Raw genomic sequence first — 18,881 nt, forward strand, 5'->3', positions numbered from 1 at the left:
TGCAAATAATAAGCCTTAAGGGCGCACTCACCTAAATTAAAAAAATAATAATATAAAGTAAGGCGCGGACTTTATATTTGCGCTGTGGAAAATCAAAAAAAACTCGCATTAATTATTCTTGATGGCTGGGGCTATGGCCGCAACGATCAGTCGAACGCTATAGTTGCTGCTAATACTCCCTTTGTCGACAGTTTATTGCAGCAATATCCAAACTCTAAACTGGAGGCCTCCGGAACTGCTGTAGGCTTACCCGCAGGGCAAATGGGTAACTCAGAAGTTGGGCACATGAACCTGGGTGCAGGCCGTGTGGTTTACCAGGAGCTGGGTCGCATACACAAAGCCGTTGACGATAATGAACTGCCAACCATCCCGGTGTTGAAAGAAGCATTTGAATATGCTAAACAAAATAACCGTAATGTGCATTTAATTGGCCTGGTATCTGATGGCGGGGTTCACTCCCACATCAGGCACGTAAAAGGTTTGTGCGATGCTGCAAAACAGCTGGATGTTAAAAATGTATTTATCCATGCCTTTTTAGATGGCCGTGATACTGATCCAAAATCGGGATTGGGCTTTGTGGCCGATTTGGAACAACATATTACCGGTACCGATGCCCAGATAGCATCGGCCATTGGCCGCTACTATGCCATGGACCGCGATAACCGCTGGGAAAGGGTAAAACTGGCTTATGACCTGATGGTTAACGGCCAGGGCCAAGCCACACAGCACATTACTGATTCTATCAAAAAATCATATGATGAAGGCGTAACTGATGAGTTTGTACAACCAATAGTAAAGGTTGACTCGAACGGTAACCCGCTGGCTGTAATTCAAAATGGTGATGTGGTGATCTGCTTTAACTTCCGTACAGACAGAGGCCGCGAGATCAGTATTGCCTTAACCCAAAAATCATTCCCTGAATATAACCTGCACCCGCTTGATATCCGTTACATCACCATGACCCCATATGATGAAACGTTTAAAAACGTTCAGGTAGTGTTTGATAAAGAAGACCTGACCAAAACCCTGGGCGAAATTTTGCAGGATGCCGGTAAATCGCAGATAAGGATTGCCGAAACTGAAAAATACCCTCACGTAACTTTCTTCTTTTCTGGAGGTCGTGAAAAAGAATTTGATAACGAAAAACGTTTATTAGTGCCATCGCCAAAAGTGGCCACTTATGATCTGCAACCCGAAATGAGCGCGACAGGTATTCGTGATGCTATTATTCCTGAACTGGAAAGCGGCAGGCCCGATTTTATTTGCCTCAACTTTGCCAATACCGATATGGTTGGCCATACAGGCGTGTTCAGCGCCGTAATTAAAGCTGCTGAAACTGCAGATGCTTGCACAAAGGCAGTTGTTGAAGCTGGCCTGGCAAACGGCTACTCATTCATCATTCTTGCCGACCATGGCAATGCCGATTACATGATAAACGAAGATGGATCACCTAATACTGCACACACTACAAACCTGGTGCCTTGCATTATTATTGATAAAGATGTTAAACATGTAAATGACGGCAAGCTGGGCGATGTTGCCCCAACTGTATTACACATACTGGGTGTCACTATTCCCCCGGAAATGACGGGTAATGTATTGGTGTAAATTAAGATCATTAACTACAACCGCTTTTGTTAGCGGCATATTGCTTATATCCGGCCTGCAATCATGCAAGCCGGATATTAAGCAAACCGGTGCCGTAATGAAGTATTATGACATAAGCGGCTTTTTTAAAGCTGATACCGCAAGGCTCCGAAAACTCAACCCCGAGGTTAACAAAACTGTGACCCATAACGGTGTTACCGAAAATAAAACGGTACACATTGATAACTGGGGCCATGAACTGAACCTCTTTATCCAGTCAGATATTAACAGGCCTGCCTGGAAAAACAGCTACAAGGTTCAAAATACTGATAGCCTCATAATATACCAGGCTAAAGACCCCGACCTGAGAACCACCCGTATAGTTATTAAAAAAGACAAGGATAAAGTAAAATGGGTGCTCATTTATAACCACACCAAAAACCTGCTTTACGAAACCCGTGAAAAACTAAGCTACTTCCCCGACTCTGTTTATCTTATCGAAAAATGGCAACAGGTAAGGCTCATGGGGCGAAATAATTATCGCATACAAGGTTTCCTGAAAACACCTGAACAGTAAGCATTACTACTTTCTTACTCAAAAATAAAAGACTATTTGAATTGAATTTTGCTGTAATTAGTTACGGCGGGCAACTGTAGCAGGGCCGGCAGCTTGTTGCAACTTATCTTTTGACTGATCTATCAATGCCGAAATATCCATGCGGCCGGGGTTATCATTCAGCACTTTTTCCAGATCGTTGATAGAAGCCTTAAGTGAATTTACCCCTCTTGCCTTATCGTAAAAATGGGTATTATTCTGAAGTTTGAATACACCATACTCGCGGTAAGCTATACCCCTGTTCTGGTAATATTTATTATCGTTAGGATCGTTGTTGATAGATATGGCAGTGGTAAGGTCTTTAATGGCACCCAACAGGTAAAGCTCCTTATCAGCCGGCGAGGTTTGGTTATCCCTGCCTAAATAGCTTTTAGCCCTTGCCCGGTAATAATAAGCAGTAGCATCAGCAGGTTTTATGGCAATAACCCGTGTATATGCCGCTATTGATTTTTTATAGTTATCACTGTGATAGTATGAATAACCCAGCATCCAAAGCGCATTGGCATTGGTTGAATCGGTGATACATGCTTTTTCCAAATGCGATACAGCCGACCGGAAATCGCCATCCATCAGTGCCTGCTGTCCCATTTTTACATAGGCGCTTTGGCCCTTTGCTTGTTCAAGCGAAGAGATAATCAGAAAGGATACAATGACCGATAACTTCATCAGGGCTAATGGAAAACAATAACAGTTACTACATTTAACTAATAATGCATCAAAATATTATACAAGACGATGCTTTTATAAATTTTTCCTGCAAAAAATTCCAGAAAGCTATAGTATGACTTTTTTTCATCTTTATCAACAAATTCTCATTTTATTACCAAATGCCGATATTATTTGTAATAACCATTTAATCAAACTATTACACTGTTAAATTGAATGTTACTTATAATTGACATAACTTGGCACAGCTCTTGAAACATAATACCCAACAGGTAATAACCACAATTTTACCTATATTTAATAGCCCGTTAATTTTAACAGGCTGACAACATGACGGTTTTTCTACACATAAAATATTATAATGAGTTTTGATCCATTTGATTTCAAAAATGCTTTACCGGTTATAAACGAGGACTCTGAGTTTTTTCCTTTAATGTCTACCGAAGATGAGGAGGAAATGAACAATGAGGAGATGCCTGAGATATTATCGATACTGCCATTGCGCAACACGGTTTTATTTCCGGGGGTGGTAATACCCATAACTGTTGGCAGAGACAAATCAATTAAACTAATACGTGATGCCAACAAAGGCAACCGGATGATTGGGGTGGTTGCGCAACAGGATGTGGGGATAGAAGACCCTAATTTTGACCAGTTGAATAAGATAGGCACTATTGCCCTTATCATAAAAATGCTGCAAATGCCCGATGGTAACACTACCGTTATCATTCAGGGTAAAAAACGTTTTGTTTTAAAAGAAGAAGTACAAAGCGAGCCTTACATTAAGGCTACGGTTGAACCTTTTAAAGAAATAAAAGCAAAAGAGGATAAAGAGTTTAAGGCGATGGTATCATCCATTAAGGATATGGCCATGAACATTATCCAGCTATCGCCCAATATTCCGAGTGAGGCTGGTATCGCTATACGCAACATCGAAAGCACTTCATTCCTGATCAACTTCATATCGTCAAACATGAATGCCGATATGACAGCCAAACAGCGTTTGCTTGAAGTAGCCAACCTCCGCGAGCGGGCTACCATGGTTCTGGAGCACCTTACTCTTGATTTGCAAATGCTGGAACTTAAAAACCAGATTCAAACCAAGGTACGGGTTGACCTGGATAAACAACAGCGCGATTACTTTTTAAATCAGCAGTTAAAAACTATCCAGGAAGAATTAGGAGGTAACTCCCCCGACCTGGAGATTGACAGCCTGCGCCAGCGCGCCGTTAAAAAGAAATGGGCAAAAGAGGTTAAAGACCATTTTGCCAAAGAGCTTGAAAAATTAACCCGCACCAACCCGGCTGCTGCCGATTATTCGGTACAGATCAATTACCTGGAGCTGTTGCTTGATTTGCCGTGGAACGAGTTTACCAAAGATAACTTTGACCTTAAACGTGCCCAAAAAGTACTGGATAAAGATCACTTTGGCTTAGATAAAGTAAAACAGCGTATTATTGAATACCTGGCCGTGCTTAAGTTAAAACATGATATGAAAGCCCCTATCCTTTGTTTGGTGGGCCCTCCCGGAGTTGGAAAAACATCTCTCGGCAAATCAATAGCCAAAGCATTGGGCCGCAAATATGTACGTATGGCGCTGGGCGGTATTCGTGATGAAGCCGAGATCAGGGGCCATCGTAAAACATATATTGGTGCAATGCCTGGCCGTATCATACAATCGGTAAAAAAGGCAGGAGCTGCCAATCCTGTTTTTATATTAGACGAGATTGATAAAGTAGGTAACGATTTCAGGGGCGATCCATCATCGGCTTTATTAGAGGTGCTTGACCCTGAACAGAACAGCACCTTTTATGACCACTACGTTGAAATGGATTTTGACCTTTCAAATGTGATGTTCATAGCTACCGCCAACTCATTGAGTACCATTCAACCTGCTTTGTTAGACAGGATGGAGATCATCGAGGTAAACGGTTACACCATTGAAGAAAAAATTGAGATAGCCAAACAACACCTGTTGCCTAAACAGCGCGAAGCACACGGCTTAAAGCTGAAGGATATCAGCCTTAAAACAGATGTAATTGAAAAGGTGATAGTTGATTATACCCGTGAATCGGGTGTGCGCTCGCTGGAAAAAAAGATAGGCTCGGTAGTTCGCGGAGTGGCTAAAAACATAGCACTGGAAGAGGAATACAATCCTGTGGTAAGTAAAAAGGATATTGAAAAAATACTGGGAGCTCCCATATTTGATAAAGATCTTTATGAAGGTAACGATGTTGCCGGTGTGGTAACAGGCCTAGCCTGGACCTCAGTTGGCGGCGATATCCTGTTTATTGAAGCAAGTTTAAGTCCCGGTAAAGGTCGCTTAACCTTAACCGGAAGCCTTGGCGATGTGATGAAAGAATCGGTAACTATTGCCCTTGCTTATATCAGGGCACATGCAGATTATTTCAATATCAACCCGAAACTGTTTGATCTGTGGGATATACACGTGCACGTTCCGGCAGGTGCTACACCAAAAGATGGCCCTTCGGCAGGTATTACCATGCTTACCGCATTGGTTTCGGCTTTTACCCAACGTAAGGTAAAACCAAACCTGGCCATGACCGGCGAAATCACCCTGCGTGGCCGTGTTTTAGCCGTTGGCGGTATCAAAGAAAAAATACTGGCCGCAAAACGTGCCAACATAAAAGAGATCATTCTCTGCAAATCAAACCAGAAAGATATATTGGAAATTAAGGAAGATTATATCAAGGATCTTAAATTTCATTATATTACTGATATGCGCGACGTAATTGCACTGGCCCTTTTAGATGAAAAGGTAAAGGACCCGCTTGACCTAACGGTTAAGGAGGATGTAAAAGCAGTTGCTAATTAAAAAAGAGGGGTTAAAATTTTATTTTAACCCCTCTTTTTTTGCGGTATATAAATCAGTTCAAATTTTTATATTAGGCACTCAATATTAAAACACCTAATGCTCAATAAACTATTCCTGACACTGCTGTGCCTGTTTGCTACCATCGGTTCATTTGCTCAAACACGCAGCCACGAATTTGCCATACAAACAGACAACGATTCGTACCTCGGTCAGGGTTCTGACAGGTATTACACCAACGGAATTTTCTTTTATTATCGTAAGGCCTTAAAAGCCAACAACGATCTTCAAAACAAAGTCTTAGGTTTTGAGATAGGGCAAAAAATGTACAACCCGCAATCGGGCTATGTACCCAATGCCGATTTTATCGACAGGCCATTTGCCGCATACACTTATATTGGCTCAACACTTAACTTATTGTATAAGAACGAGGGTAATCTTAAATTAAGCGCCCAGATAGGCCTGGTTGGCCCGGCAGCAGGCGGCGAGCCTGTACAAAAGCTTATTCATAACACCTTTGGCTTTTACCACCTGAACGGCTGGCAATACCAGATCAGGAATGATGCAGAACTTAACCTGGGTGCCGAATACAATAAATTACTGGCCAGGGCATCATGGATCGACGTCAGTTTAGCTTCTTACGCAAACCTCGGTAATGGCTTTACCGGTGCAGGAGTAGGCCCGTTGCTGCGTTTAGGAAATTTCAATCAGTTATTCAACTCGGTAAGTACGCAAAGTACTGTTTCGGCGCAAGACCAAACCGGACTGTTGCATGCACATGAAATCTTCTTTTATTACAAACCACAGGTTAACGGCGTACTTTATGATGCTACCATACAAGGCAGCCTGTTAAGAAGCCATGACCCAAACAGCCAGGAAGTTACCTTGAATAAAAAACCGGTAATATTCAGCAATCAGCTGGGCGTGGCCTTTACCACCAGCCGTTTTGCATTTGACATAGCAGCCATATTCCATACCAAGGATGTTGAGGAAATGATCAGATCGCACCAATGGGCCAGCATCACCGGAGCCTACAGGTTTAAATAAGTATCAGAATTTGAGAGGTATCAAAATAAACAAACAATTCTATAATTCTCAAATTCTGTAAGCTTTGATTCAGATAATCTTAATCAAAGCTTACCTTACGGTTCTCTTTTTTAGAGGCGTGTTTCTTTTTATCGTTTAAACGGGCCGCTTTGGCAGCTTTGCTTACTTTGGTGGGCCTGCGCACTTTTGGTTTCTGTAAAGCCTTTGTAAGCAGCACTACAAGCCTTTCTACAGCCTTTTCCTTGTTCAGATATTGACTTCGTTCTTCATCGCAAATAACTTGAACCAAACCGTCTTTATTTAACCGGTTTTGAAGTTTATCGGCCAGCAGTACTTTTTCTTCATCAGTAAATAATCCCGATTCGTTAATGTTGAATAAAAGTTCAACCTTGCTCGATACCTTGTTTACGTTTTGACCTCCCTTACCCCCACTGCGCGATGTTTTATAAGTAATTTCGGTTTGAAGAGCTGATTTTGTAAGGTTCATTTTTCAAAAGTAATCATTTTCTGCACCGCCAATCATAAATTAAGTAGCGTGGTTTAAAACAGGCTGTTCAACATAATATGCTTACCTCACCAACCATTCACATAATTTTGTACTTTAGTGGCGCTTATGAAAAAAAATATTGTAGTAGCAATTGATGGGTATTCATCATGTGGTAAAAGTACGCTGGCCAAGGCTTTAGCCAAAAAACTTCACTTTATTTATGTAGATAGCGGGGCCATGTATCGCGCCGTTGCCCTCTACTTTTTGCGCAACAATATTGATGTACACAATCATGAGCAAATTGAGGAAGCCCTGAAAAACATCCATCTCAACTTTCACTCCCGCGACTATCAAACCCACATCACCCTTAATGATGAGGAAGTATCTGAAGAGATACGCCTGATGCCGGTTTCTGAAAAAGTAAGCGAGGTATCGGCCCTGCGCGAGGTACGTAAAGAGATGGTGAAACAGCAGCAGCGCATGGGTCACTCTAAAAATATTGTGATGGACGGTCGCGACATCGGCACAACGGTTTTCCCTAATGCCACCGTGAAAATATTCATGACAGCCGACCCAAAAGTTCGTGCCGAACGGAGGTATAAAGAGATCATCGACAAGAATCCCGAAATTACATTAGAAGAGGTATTTGAGAACATCGCCCACCGCGATTACCAGGACACCACCAGGGAAGAAAGTCCGTTGGTAAGGGCTGCAGATGCTGTTGTTTTAGACAATACCAACCTTACCCCCGAGCAGCAATTAGATTTTGCACTGGAAAGAGTGCGCCCGTTTATTCTTTAGGATTATAAGACGATTGGACTTTAGGACTAATAGAAAAACAAAAAACTGATTTAACGATACTACACTTGTTCTTCAGCAACTTTTAGAGTTTAAATCCTTTGTCCAAAAGTCTTTTATCTAATAGTCCTAAAGTCTAATAATCCTAAAGTCCCATAGTCTATAAATCGTCTTTAAATTTCTCTGCCTTAACTCCAAACTTATTCAAAAAGTCGACACCTTCATCGCTGGGTAAGCCTTTATATTCTGCGTATGATTTATCAAAGTAAACATGTTTGATGCCAGCCGAAAATATCAGGCGGGCACAAGGCAAACACGGCGATAAGGTAATATACAGCGTTGCGCCTTCCAGTTTGGCTCCGTTTTTCACAGCGTATAAAATCGCATTTTCTTCGGCATGCAGTGCGAGTGAGCAGCTGCCTTTTGAATCTCGCGGACATCCCTCAGCCGGCCATTCCTCATCACAGTTATGCGTACCTGCAGGCGGCCCGTTATAACCTATGGAGATAATACGGGTATCACGGGTTAAAACTGCCCCCACATGGGCTTTTACGCAGTGCGAACGCTTAGCCAGATCAGTAGCCAGATTCATGAAAATATGATCGAAACTTGGTTTCATTTGCTTAATTGGTTTAAAAACAACAATGGTTCATTAGTTAATTGGTATTGCTACCAAGAACCCAATGAACCATTGAAGTAATGAACTAAATATTAATGTCCGCCTTTTGCTTCTACGTGGTCAAGGTCAATACCCTGGCTGCGCAGTTCGCGGCTCACCTTCCAGGCAAAATATGCCAGGTAAGCAAAGCCTATAGCAGGTACAATATATGAGAAGTGTATACCGCTCATGCCTTTAATAATATCGTTACTGCCGTCGGCAATTTTACCTTGCAGCGGTGGTATAATAGAACCGCCCAGGATCATCATGATTAAAAATGCCGAACCCTGGCTGGTATATTTACCCAAACCTGTAATTGACAATGCAAATATAGATGGCCACATAATAGAGCAGCATAAGCCACCGCTAATGAAAGCGAAAGTAGCTACCCTGCCGGTTGTAAACAGACCGATCAAAACAAATATTACACCTAATAAACCCAGTACCGATAGCGTACGGGTTGGCTTTTGCTGACCAATAAAGAAAGCCACAATTAGTACAGAAACACAAATTGCATAAGTATACAGGTTGCTTACATTAACACCGCTAACCACGTTGGCAAACAACACTAACCCGAATGCAACAAATGGTACAATGATGTATAAAATATATTTGGTTGTTTTTGATAAATTGAACGCGTCAATTGATCCTGCAAAACGGCCTATCATCAAGCTACCCCAGTATAATGAAATATAGGGTGCAATATCCGACTCGTTAAATGAACCAAACTCAGGTGTTTTCAATAACGATCCCATGTTACTTTGTAGGGTTACCTCGGTACCTACATAGGTAAAAATGGCAATCATACCTAAAATCAATTGAGGGTATTGCATAGCACCCCAGCCCTCTTTACTCTTTTTGGCGGCAAAAATGGTACCTACCAGCGTAAATATGATAATAGCCAATGAAGCGTAAACGAAATACTGGCTTGGGATATGTATAGCTAAGCTAAGCGGGTCGGCTGCTAATATGAGAAGGAATGCTATAAAAATGATGAACAATGGTTTATTAGCCTTGCTGCTTGATTCCATTTTTTCGTCGCTGGTAACCTTAGGCAGGTTGGAGAACCAGAAGAAAATAGCTACAGCTATAAATAATGCTGCAAGCATATAGTAGAGGTTATTGATAGATGATATTTTAACCTCAGATGCAGCAGCTTTAGCCGATGCCGAACCGAACAATACCACACTCACTACAATCGGGCCTAATAAGGCACCTATATTATTGATACTACCAGCAAAATTTAAACGGTTTGAGCCTGTTTCTGCAGGGCCCAAAGCAACCACAAACGGGTTTGCCGCCGTTTGCTGTAATGAAAAACCTACGGCAATAATAAAAAATACCGCCAGGATAAACCCAAATGAACCTGTAGCCACCGCGGGGATCATTCCCAATGCGCCTAAGGCCGATATCACCAAACCTAATATGATACCATTTTTATAGCCCAGCTTATTCATGATATCAACCTTACTGGCTTGTGACGCAAAATAAAGTATTAACGAACCGATAAAATACCCACCATAAAACGTAAAATCTATCAGTTGCGACTCAAATTGAGTTAAATGAAAATGCGTTTTACAAAATGGTATGAAAATACCGTTTGATGCAGCTAAAAAGCCCCAGAAGAAAAATACAGTGATCAGCGTATACAATGCTGAGCTGTAATTCTTTTTGTCGTTTTGTTCCATTGTAATGTTTAGTTATTCGGGATATTTTTTGAATCGCTAAACATAATCCATTTTTTGTAAAAAGTGACTATACTTTTTCAAATTAAATAAATCACAATTTTAAGTTTCGTTGTTTAAGAGATAAAATTGCATATTCGCATGGTTCAAAATTTGGAACTTAAGCCTCAATAATGATAGAAGCTGTTATTTCGGGAATTGGGATTGGATTAGTGTTAACGTTTTTGACTGGCCCGGTCTTTTTTGCTCTTATTAAAACCAGCATTGAAAAAGGCTTTCATGCAGGCGTTGCCCTTGCTCTGGGTGTAGTTTGCAGCGATATTGTTTTTGTGGGTGCCATTCTGTTTGGCTCTCAGTATTTTGATATATCAAACCATGCCAAAACTGTAGCCGGTGTTGTTGGCAGTATCATATTATTTAGTGTAGGCATCCGCTACCTGTTTAAAAAAGGCGAGGTTAACTATAATAATAAAGTTCCCTCGGGCATTAACCGCGCAGGCTATTTTTTAAAGGGCTTCTTGATGTGCATTTTTAACCCTACCCTGCTCTTTCATTGGATAACTGTTATAGGTACCGCAAGTACCGTTTTTCACGAAGGAGTTGCCCATCGCTCCATTAAAATTGCCGTAATGTTTGCCACCGTACTTATTGTACAATTCGGCATGGATACCACCAAAGCCTTTTACGCCAATAAACTGCGCGATAAAATATCGGTTAAATTAGTACACCGCCTTAACGAGGTAGCCGGTATAGCCCTCATTATCGCCTCACTTATTTTAGTAGATAAACTGGTAACCCATTTTATATTCGCGGCCCCGGCGGTATCGTAAATTTCTACCTATCATTTATTTTGTCTGGACCAGGATTCATTTGATTACAGGATTTTCTATGCTTCGTTAATTTGTAACGGGCTGCATAAAAAACATTTGTCATATATAATAGATACAGACTTTAATCATATTGTATAGAAATCCCAATAATCCTTTAATCCTAAAAATCAGGTTCAGACAATTCGCTTTGCTTCGTTTCTTCTCAACAACATAAAGCCGAATATGGCAAACAAAAAAGGCGATGAATCTAAATCCATCGCCTTGTATATCATGTTCCCCTTTGGGGGGTTAGGCTTTTACATGTAAGCTCTTTGGTTTTTACCTTCCATCCAGTTAACAAAGGCGCGGTTAACAACCTTGTTACCACCCGGAGTTGGGTAATCACCGCTAAAGTACCAGTCGCCGGTATGATCAGGACAGGCAATATGCAGGTTATCTAAAGTTTGGTATAAAACCTCCACTTTACATTTAATACCTTTTGGTGTAATGATTTGCGCTATGCGATCAGAGATCTCCTGATCTGTAAACGGCTCATAAATGGCTTTTACATAGTTCACCACCTCTTCTTTAGGCAGCTTGGCGCTATCCTTACATTTCTGGTAAACATCAAGGATAATATCCTCACGTTTCATTTCTTTCAGCAAACTGATAGCAGCTTCAAAAGCAACAAACTCACCCATGCGCGACATATCAATGCCATAACAATCCGGGTAACGAATCTGCGGAGCCGATGAAACTACCACTACCTTTTTAGGGCCAAGCCTGTCCAGAATTTTCAGGATACTTTGTTTCAATGTAGTACCACGCACAATAGAGTCGTCAAGAACTACTAAAGTGTCGGTATTTTTGTTGATCAGGCCGTAGGTAGTATCATACACGTGAGCCACCATTTCGCTTCGGTCGGCATCGTTGGTAATGAAAGTACGCAGCTTTACATCTTTAATGGCAATTTTTTCAACCCTTGGTGCAAGTTGCAATACTTCTGTTAACTCTTCCTCACTGATCTTATCTGCACGGTTCAGCAGCTTATCGCGCTGGTATTTTTTAACGTATTTATGTACACCTTCAACCATACCATAAAAGGCAACTTCGGCTGTGTTAGGGATGTAAGAAAATACGGTGTTTTTTATATCATGATCAACCGCGTTCAATATTTGCGGGCAAAGCAGCCTGCCTAATTGTTTACGCTCGCGGTAGATGGAGGCATCGCTTCCTCTTGAAAAATAGATGCGTTCAAATGAACAGGCTTTCTTTTCCAGCGGCTCGCTAAACATATCCTCAGTTACTTTACCATTCTTTTTAACAATTAAAGCATGGCCTGGGCGTATCTCTTTAATTTCTTCAATAGGAATGTTAAATGCTGTCTGGATAGCCGGGCGCTCTGAGGCGGCAACAACTATTTCATCATTATAGTAATAAAACGCAGGGCGGATACCAACCGGGTCGCGCATTACAAATGCATCGCCGTGGCCTAATATACCTGCAATGGTATAACCACCATCCCAGTTTTTGGCCGATTTACGGAGTATCTTGGCTACGTCCATATCGTTGGCAATCAACTTACTGATCTCCATGTTGTCGTCAAGTCCTTCGCGTTTATACTGATCAAACAAGCCCTGATTTTCGGTATCAATAAAATGACCGATCTTTTCAAGCACAGTGATCGTATCTGCTTTCTCTTTCGGATGCTGACCCAAGTCGTAAAGTTGTTGTAACAGTTCATCAACATTGGTCATGTTGAAATTACCTGCTATAACCAGGTTACGGGTTTGCCAGTTGTTTTGCCTTAAAAATGGATGGCAGCTTTCAATGCTGTTTTTACCATGGGTACCATAACGCAGGTGCCCCAGTAAAACTTCGCCTGTAAAGCTCACATGCTCTTTAAGCCATTCGGCATCTTCGAGTTTTTCGGGAGATTCTTTCTGAATATCCGCGAATTTCTTCTGGATGTATTCAAAAATATCAGCAACAGCGTTTGACGCCATTGAGCGGTGCCTGCTGATGTACCGCTTGCCAGGCTCAATATCCAGTTTAATAGTGGCAACACCTGCGCCATCCTGGCCGCGGTTATGTTGTTTCTCCATTAAAAGGTAAAGCTTGTTCAGGCCGTACAGAGCTGTTCCGTACTTTTTCTGATAATAAGATAGTGGCTTTAATAAGCGGATAAACGCCACACCGCATTCATGTTTAATCTGATCGCTCATGATTTGGAATGAGGCTGCAAAGGTATCATTTATTAGTTAACTACGGCAATACCAATTGTCATTAAACGGTAGTTTGTGGATAAGTTAGCTTAACGTTAAATTTTTGTGCAAAATATATTTGTGTTTAAACAACTATTCTTTTCAAGTTTTACCAAAAACGACCATTCAGAACGACATAAAAACACTGTAACCCGGTCAGTATTTAATATCCCTGAAAGTGATATTTATGCGCTGGCCAGCCTCTTTGCTGGTTTTGGGAACCTGGTGCAGCCAGTTATGCTGTGTTTCGCCTTGCATAACCAACAGGCTGCCATTGCTGAGCGCTACAGACACCTTCGCGTTTTTTTGCGTTTTGTGCTTAAACTGAAAAGTACGTGTGGCGCCAAATGATGCGGAAGCTATAACCGGGTTACCGCTTAATTCTTTCTCATTGTCGCTATGCCAGCCCATGCTATCGTCGCCATCACGGTAAAAGTTGAGCAGGGCGGCGTTAAATGGTTTGTCGCATTGTTGCTCGGCCGCCTTTTTTATTTTTAGCAATAACGGGGTAAATGGAATAGGCGTATTTACCACGCCCGAGTAAGTATAGGTTTTATCACCATCGGCATACCAGGAAGTGAGGCGCGGAAAACTAACCGACTTTCCGTAGATCTTCATTTTATCTTGTTTCCATAAAATGGTATGTTTCAGTTCCTCAAACAAATCGTAAACACCTTCTTCCTGGTAAAAATTAGGATACAGGAATACCTCTCCATCAAACGGTAAAAGATTTTGATGGGTGGCTTTAAAAATGTTTAACTGATTATCTGCAAAAAGGCTCATACTCATACTCCGACTTATAGTTAACTGTTGGACAGAAACTATGGTATATGGTTTAACAAAAAAATCCGGCTTGTGGCCGGACTTTAGGTTTATTTAGATTTGGTTTGAAATTCAAAACTATAGTTTTTCGCCATGCTGGCTAATATCCAACCCTACTACTTCATCCGCTGCTGATACCCTTAACGGTGATATCATATCCGTAATTTTCAATAACAATAATGAACCGAAAAACGAAAATATAGATACACCTACAAGCGCTACTAACTGAACCAGGAATAAGTGGGTTTCGCCAAAAAACAAGCCGTTACCCGTAGTGTTACCCGCGTTTACATGCTGGTTAGCAAACACACCGGTAAGCAACATACCCACCATACCACCTACACCGTGACAAGGGAACACATCTAAAGTATCATCAATTGAAGTGCGTGTGCGCCACTCAACCACCAGGTTACTCACCACTGCCGATATAATACCAATAGCCAGTGAGTGCGGCACGGTAACAAAACCAGCAGCCGGTGTAATAGCAACTAAACCCACAACCGCACCAATACATGTACCCATTGCCGATGGTTTGCGGCCGCGCAGCATATCAAAAAATATCCAGGTAACACCGCCAGCGGCCGATGCTGTGGTGCTGGTAGCCAAAGCGGTAACCGCCAAAGCGTTTGCCCCAAAAGCCGAACCTGCGTTAAAACCAAACCAGCCAAACCATAACAAGCCGGTACCGATCATTACGTAAGTGATACGTGCCGGTGAATGATTAGCCTCGTTACGGCGTTTTAAATACAGGGCCGATGCAAGCGCAGCCCATCCGGCCGACATGTGTACTACGGTACCGCCTGCAAAGTCAAGCACACCAAATTTGGCTAATATGCCATCAGGATGCCAGGTACAATGCGCCAGCGGCGAAAATATAAATATCGAGAACAGGCAAAGGAAAATGATATACGAATTAAAGCGGATACGCTCGGCAAAGGCGCCGGTAATAAGGGCCGGGGTTATAATAGCAAACTTAAGCTGATACATGGCAAACAACAACAGTGGAATGGTTGGTGCCGCTTTCCATGTTGCGTTGCCCAGCATCCCCTTCATCATAAAATAGGTAAGCGGATTACCAATAAAACCATGAAAGCTATCGCCGAAGGCTAAACTGAAGCCGAATATGCCCCACATCACCGTAATTATTACCATACAAACTATACTCTGCAGCATAGTTGATATTACATTCTTTTTATTAACCATTCCGCCGTAAAAAAAGGCTAATCCAGGCGTCATGATCAAAACCAGGGCTGTTGACATCAGCATCCAGGCAATATCACCGGTATTAAAGTTAGGATGACCCGAATCTTTAAAGTCTACAGATGGAAAAACAAAGGTTAATGTTAAAATAATAAGAATTATTACAAAAGGAAAGTACCGCTTCATGAAAATATTGAAATTGCTTTGTAAAACGGCCTGAAAGTATGATTTTAATTATAAAAAAACGAAGATTATTATGTTTTTGTTAAAAAATTGCGAAAATTGAAAAATTATAGATACCGAAGCACAAAATCAGGGAAAATACCGAGCAAAATCAGCATAAAGCTTACAATGATTGATAAAATCAATAAATTCATGGATTTTATGCCGCTTATTTCTGGCATTTCTTTCCTTTTCAAAAATAAATTCAAAGGTATTTTAAGATAGTAAAACAGCGAAACTACCGTAGTTAAGGCTCCGGTAATCATCAATAACATTAACCAAATGTTATGCGTTTGCTGATAAACCGCATAAACTGCCGAAAAAACAAACAATTTTCCGGTAAATCCTGCAGTTACAGGTAATCCTGTTAATGATATTAAGATAATTACGAAGCAAACAGAGGCTATAGGATATTTAAGGCCAAGTCCGCGGTAATGTTCTACTTCTTCAGCACCGGTTTCGTTGGTAAAATAGCTGGCCAACGCCAAAGCGCCGATATTGGCCGCACTATATACCAATAAGTAATAAGTAATGGCCGATACTCCCTGCAATGTTAGCACAACCACCGCCATTAATGCAAAACCGGTATGCCCAATGCTGGAGTAAGCCAGCATTCGCTTCACATTGCTTTGCATAACAGCTGCAAAATTACCTGCAATCATGGTAACTATACCTACTGCGGATAGTATTATTCCTATATCAAAGCCTCTCCACGAACTGGCGAGCATAAACGGAGGCAAAAAGTTTGTTAGCAATGCAAATGCTGCAATTTTGGGTACGGTTGAAAGGTAAGCCGTTATGGGTGTACTGGCTCCCTGGTACACATCGGGCACCCAAAAGTGCACAGGTACAAACGACAGTTTAAATCCAATGCCAATTAAAACCAGTATAACCGCAAATGATGAACTAATCGGGTTTACCTTTGATAACTGCGCAATACTGCTCTGAAAAACAATATCAAGTGAGCCACTAAAGCCATACAGCAAGGATATCCCATACAGCATAATGGCCGAAGAGGCCGCACCAAACAGCACATATTTTAACCCCGCCTCTGTACTGAAAGCATTTTCGGTACGGTATGCTACCATCAGGTATGATGCAAGAGATACCAATTCAATAGCCAGGTATATGGATAGCAGGTTTACCGCCATCACCATTAAATGCAAACCAAGAATAGATGCTATGGTAATAGAATACAGATCAGACAATCCTTTCTGATGCGCGTTCAGCTTATTATCCCAGGTAAAGTACAGCAACAGGACAAACGACAATACATCAATACTCAATTTGAAAAATATACCGATGCGGCTTACCAGCAACATATTACTGAATATAAAATGTTCGCCATCAACCACCAAAGCTATCTGCTGCAGATCTTTAAACATGATAAGCACCAAGCCGGCACAAGCTATAGTGCGGCATAATTGAGCAGATCTTTTACCAAATATCAGATCCGTTATCAGTACTATGATAAATAGCAGTGTAAGGTAAACTTCGGGCACAAAATACCTTATGCTGCCAAAAACATGTGACAAAGACTCAGATATATGCGGTAGCAGATCGTGCATTGGTTATTATTGAACTATTTAAGCTGTAAAAACTGAATAAGGCTAAGTACCGAATCATTGATCTTTTCAAAAACCAGCGAAGGCATAACTCCCAGGGCTATGGCAATGATGGCCAGCGGTGCCAGGGTAAGTTTTTCGCGCAGGTTCAGATCGGTAAGGGCTATCTTCCATACATCGCCGCCTTTTAATGATTCGGGGCCGAAGAACATGCGTTGCAGCGTCCACAAAAAGTAAGCTGCGCTTAATAAAATACCCAGCGAACCGCAAACTGCCATCCAGTAAGGCACTAAACCATTTACTGACGACGATCTGAACGTACCGGCCAGCGTAAACGCCTCGGCCACAAATGCTGAAAAACCAGGTAAACCTAAGGATGCAAAAAAGGCTATCATGACAAAGGCCGTATATTTCGGCATCAATGTGCTTAGTCCGCGGAAATGGTTAATACCCCTGTCATGCACCCTGTTGTATAGCACACCCACCAGGAAGAACAGCATAGTTGATAAAAACCCGTGGCTTACCATTTGCATCATCGCTCCGCTTATACCTTCGGCGGTTTGAGAGGCAATACCCAGCAACACAAAACCCATATGTGATACGGAAGAATAAGCGATCATCCGTTTCAGATCCTTCTGAGCAAGAGCATTGAAAGCTCCATATAAAATAGAGATAACCCCAAGCTGGCCTAACCAAAAAGCACCTGTTGTAGCTACTTCGGGGAAAATCCCTAAACAAATTCTGATAATACCATAACCACCGATTTTTAACAGCACCCCTGCCAGTATGATGGATACAGGTGTTGGCGCTTCCACGTGTGCATCAGGCAACCATGTATGTAAAGGTACCACTGGCACCTTAATGGCAAAAGCAATAAACAGCACTACAAAACCAACGGTTCGGGCAGGCATACCTAATATGGTTTGATGCCCTGCTATAGAAAACACCGACTGCGCGCTGTAATTAGCAGGATTCATCATTTGTATAATGTTGAAGGTATGGTTGCCGGTTGCCGGATCGGTAACGGAAAGGTACAACCCTACCATCACCAGCATCATAAATACCGAACCAAATAAGGTATACAGGAAAAACTTGATGGCCGCATATTCCCGGCGTGCGCCACCCCACATCCCTATCAGGAAGTATAAGGGCAGTAACATCAGTTCGTAGAACAGGTAGAACAGGAAGAAATCAAGCGCGCAGAACACCCCGATAACTGCCATATCCAGCAGCAGGAACAGCAGGAAAAACCCTTTCAGGTTACTCTTGATCTCCCATGATGATAACGTGGCGATCACCATAACCAATGAGGTCATGACCAGCAGCGCTATCGACATGCCATCCACACCAATAAAGTAATCGATCTGCATTTTACCCGCACTGCCCAGGTTCAGCGAGATCCATGGGAGCTTCTGCACAAACTGGTACTGATCTTCATGATTGATGCCTCCGTAAGCTGCGCCCGTTTTAAAATGCAGATACATCCATATACTGATGCCTAACTGTATCAGTGTAGCCAGCAGGGTAATATATTTAAAACTGGCACGCAATGATGATGGTGTCAGTATAATGATCAGGCCGAACAGTACAGGTACAAGTAAGAGTATGGTTAATATATTCAT

General features: G+C 41.9%; 15 protein-coding genes. 6 read left to right on the forward strand and 9 right to left on the reverse strand.

What is annotated here, in order from left to right:
* Positions 1–84 precede the first annotated feature (84 nt).
* Entirely contained in the window at positions 85–1,608 is a 1,524-nt protein-coding gene (gpmI, locus tag QWZ01_RS04045) for a 2,3-bisphosphoglycerate-independent phosphoglycerate mutase (protein ID WP_290321949.1), read from the forward strand.
* Positions 1,595–2,164, forward strand: a complete 570-nt coding sequence (locus tag QWZ01_RS04050) for a hypothetical protein (RefSeq protein ID WP_290321950.1) — start codon at positions 1,595–1,597, stop codon at positions 2,162–2,164. The genes gpmI and QWZ01_RS04050 overlap by 14 nt, the downstream gene beginning before the upstream one ends.
* 57 nt (positions 2,165–2,221) lie before the next feature.
* Here the strand turns inward: QWZ01_RS04050 and QWZ01_RS04055 are convergent, their stop codons facing one another.
* Positions 2,222–2,869 (reverse strand): tetratricopeptide repeat protein, encoded by a 648-nt coding sequence (locus QWZ01_RS04055; protein ID WP_290321951.1) that lies wholly within the window; start codon positions 2,867–2,869, stop codon positions 2,222–2,224.
* Between the two features lie 361 nt (positions 2,870–3,230).
* On the opposite strand from QWZ01_RS04055, the gene lon reads away from it, so the two are divergent.
* Both lon and QWZ01_RS04065 read left to right on the forward strand, forming a co-directional pair.
* Positions 3,231–5,705: an endopeptidase La gene (gene lon, locus QWZ01_RS04060; protein WP_290321952.1), complete on the forward strand. Its 2,475-nt coding sequence runs from the start codon at positions 3,231–3,233 to the stop codon at positions 5,703–5,705.
* 96 nt (positions 5,706–5,801) lie between these two features.
* On the forward strand, positions 5,802–6,749 hold the full coding sequence (locus QWZ01_RS04065) for a lipid A deacylase LpxR family protein (protein ID WP_290321954.1): 948 nt from the start codon (positions 5,802–5,804) through the stop codon (positions 6,747–6,749).
* 79 nt (positions 6,750–6,828) lie between these two features.
* On the opposite strand, the gene arfB is transcribed toward QWZ01_RS04065, so the two are convergent.
* The gene (gene arfB, locus QWZ01_RS04070; RefSeq protein WP_290321955.1) at positions 6,829–7,236 is read right to left on the reverse strand and encodes an alternative ribosome rescue aminoacyl-tRNA hydrolase ArfB; all 408 of its coding nucleotides are present in this window, start codon (positions 7,234–7,236) and stop codon (positions 6,829–6,831) included.
* Positions 7,237–7,362: 126 nt separating this feature from the next.
* Here arfB and cmk point away from each other — a divergent pair, with 126 nt between their 5' ends.
* Positions 7,363–8,037 (forward strand): (d)CMP kinase, encoded by a 675-nt coding sequence (cmk, locus tag QWZ01_RS04075; RefSeq protein ID WP_290321956.1) that lies wholly within the window; start codon positions 7,363–7,365, stop codon positions 8,035–8,037.
* Positions 8,038–8,194: 157 nt separating this feature from the next.
* On the opposite strand, the gene QWZ01_RS04080 is transcribed toward cmk, so the two are convergent.
* Positions 8,195–8,653 carry a deoxycytidylate deaminase gene (locus QWZ01_RS04080; protein WP_290321957.1) on the reverse strand — a complete coding sequence of 153 codons (459 nt, stop codon included), beginning with the start codon at positions 8,651–8,653 and terminating at the stop codon, positions 8,195–8,197.
* Between the two features lie 92 nt (positions 8,654–8,745).
* A complete protein-coding gene (locus tag QWZ01_RS04085) occupies positions 8,746–10,380 on the reverse strand; it encodes an MFS transporter (protein ID WP_290321958.1) in 1,635 nt (544 codons plus the stop codon).
* Positions 10,381–10,550: 170 nt separating this feature from the next.
* Between QWZ01_RS04085 and QWZ01_RS04090 the strand changes: the two genes are divergently transcribed.
* Positions 10,551–11,207: a LysE family translocator gene (locus QWZ01_RS04090; RefSeq protein WP_290321959.1), complete on the forward strand. Its 657-nt coding sequence runs from the start codon at positions 10,551–10,553 to the stop codon at positions 11,205–11,207.
* 296 nt (positions 11,208–11,503) lie between these two features.
* Here the strand turns inward: QWZ01_RS04090 and QWZ01_RS04095 are convergent, their stop codons facing one another.
* From QWZ01_RS04095 to QWZ01_RS04115, 5 genes are all read right to left on the reverse strand, one after another.
* Positions 11,504–13,411 carry an amidophosphoribosyltransferase gene (locus QWZ01_RS04095; RefSeq protein ID WP_290321960.1) on the reverse strand — a complete coding sequence of 636 codons (1,908 nt, stop codon included), beginning with the start codon at positions 13,409–13,411 and terminating at the stop codon, positions 11,504–11,506.
* A gap of 195 nt (positions 13,412–13,606) precedes the next feature.
* Positions 13,607–14,233: an alpha-ketoglutarate-dependent dioxygenase AlkB family protein gene (locus tag QWZ01_RS04100; protein ID WP_290321961.1), complete on the reverse strand. Its 627-nt coding sequence runs from the start codon at positions 14,231–14,233 to the stop codon at positions 13,607–13,609.
* A 117-nt stretch (positions 14,234–14,350) separates the two neighbouring features.
* A complete protein-coding gene (locus QWZ01_RS04105) occupies positions 14,351–15,658 on the reverse strand; it encodes an ammonium transporter (protein ID WP_290321962.1) in 1,308 nt (435 codons plus the stop codon).
* A gap of 104 nt (positions 15,659–15,762) precedes the next feature.
* Positions 15,763–17,262 carry an NADH-quinone oxidoreductase subunit N gene (locus QWZ01_RS04110; RefSeq protein ID WP_290321963.1) on the reverse strand — a complete coding sequence of 500 codons (1,500 nt, stop codon included), beginning with the start codon at positions 17,260–17,262 and terminating at the stop codon, positions 15,763–15,765.
* Between the two features lie 14 nt (positions 17,263–17,276).
* Positions 17,277–18,881: a complex I subunit 4 family protein gene (locus QWZ01_RS04115; protein ID WP_290321964.1), complete on the reverse strand. Its 1,605-nt coding sequence runs from the start codon at positions 18,879–18,881 to the stop codon at positions 17,277–17,279.

The organism is Mucilaginibacter aquaedulcis, from assembly GCF_030409325.1.
Classification (GTDB): Bacteria; Bacteroidota; Bacteroidia; order Sphingobacteriales; family Sphingobacteriaceae; genus Mucilaginibacter; species Mucilaginibacter aquaedulcis.

Excerpts from the sequence above, each read along its gene's own strand:
- QWZ01_RS04085 (WP_290321958.1), bottom strand. The coding sequence starts at position 10,380 with ATGGAACAAAACGACAAAAAGAATTACAGCTCAGCATTGTATACGCTG.
- QWZ01_RS04115 (WP_290321964.1), bottom strand. The coding sequence starts at position 18,881 with ATGAATATATTAACCATACTCTTACTTGTACCTGTACTGTTCGGCCTG.
- QWZ01_RS04090 (WP_290321959.1), top strand. The coding sequence starts at position 10,551 with ATGATAGAAGCTGTTATTTCGGGAATTGGGATTGGATTAGTGTTAACG.
- QWZ01_RS04065 (WP_290321954.1), top strand. The coding sequence starts at position 5,802 with ATGCTCAATAAACTATTCCTGACACTGCTGTGCCTGTTTGCTACCATC.
- QWZ01_RS04105 (WP_290321962.1), bottom strand. The coding sequence starts at position 15,658 with ATGAAGCGGTACTTTCCTTTTGTAATAATTCTTATTATTTTAACATTA.
- arfB (WP_290321955.1), bottom strand. The coding sequence starts at position 7,236 with ATGAACCTTACAAAATCAGCTCTTCAAACCGAAATTACTTATAAAACA.
- QWZ01_RS04055 (WP_290321951.1), bottom strand. The coding sequence starts at position 2,869 with ATGAAGTTATCGGTCATTGTATCCTTTCTGATTATCTCTTCGCTTGAA.
- lon (WP_290321952.1), top strand. The coding sequence starts at position 3,231 with ATGAGTTTTGATCCATTTGATTTCAAAAATGCTTTACCGGTTATAAAC.
- QWZ01_RS04095 (WP_290321960.1), bottom strand. The coding sequence starts at position 13,411 with ATGAGCGATCAGATTAAACATGAATGCGGTGTGGCGTTTATCCGCTTA.
- QWZ01_RS04110 (WP_290321963.1), bottom strand. The coding sequence starts at position 17,262 with ATGCACGATCTGCTACCGCATATATCTGAGTCTTTGTCACATGTTTTT.
- cmk (WP_290321956.1), top strand. The coding sequence starts at position 7,363 with ATGAAAAAAAATATTGTAGTAGCAATTGATGGGTATTCATCATGTGGT.
- QWZ01_RS04100 (WP_290321961.1), bottom strand. The coding sequence starts at position 14,233 with ATGAGCCTTTTTGCAGATAATCAGTTAAACATTTTTAAAGCCACCCAT.
- QWZ01_RS04080 (WP_290321957.1), bottom strand. The coding sequence starts at position 8,653 with ATGAAACCAAGTTTCGATCATATTTTCATGAATCTGGCTACTGATCTG.
- QWZ01_RS04050 (WP_290321950.1), top strand. The coding sequence starts at position 1,595 with ATGTATTGGTGTAAATTAAGATCATTAACTACAACCGCTTTTGTTAGC.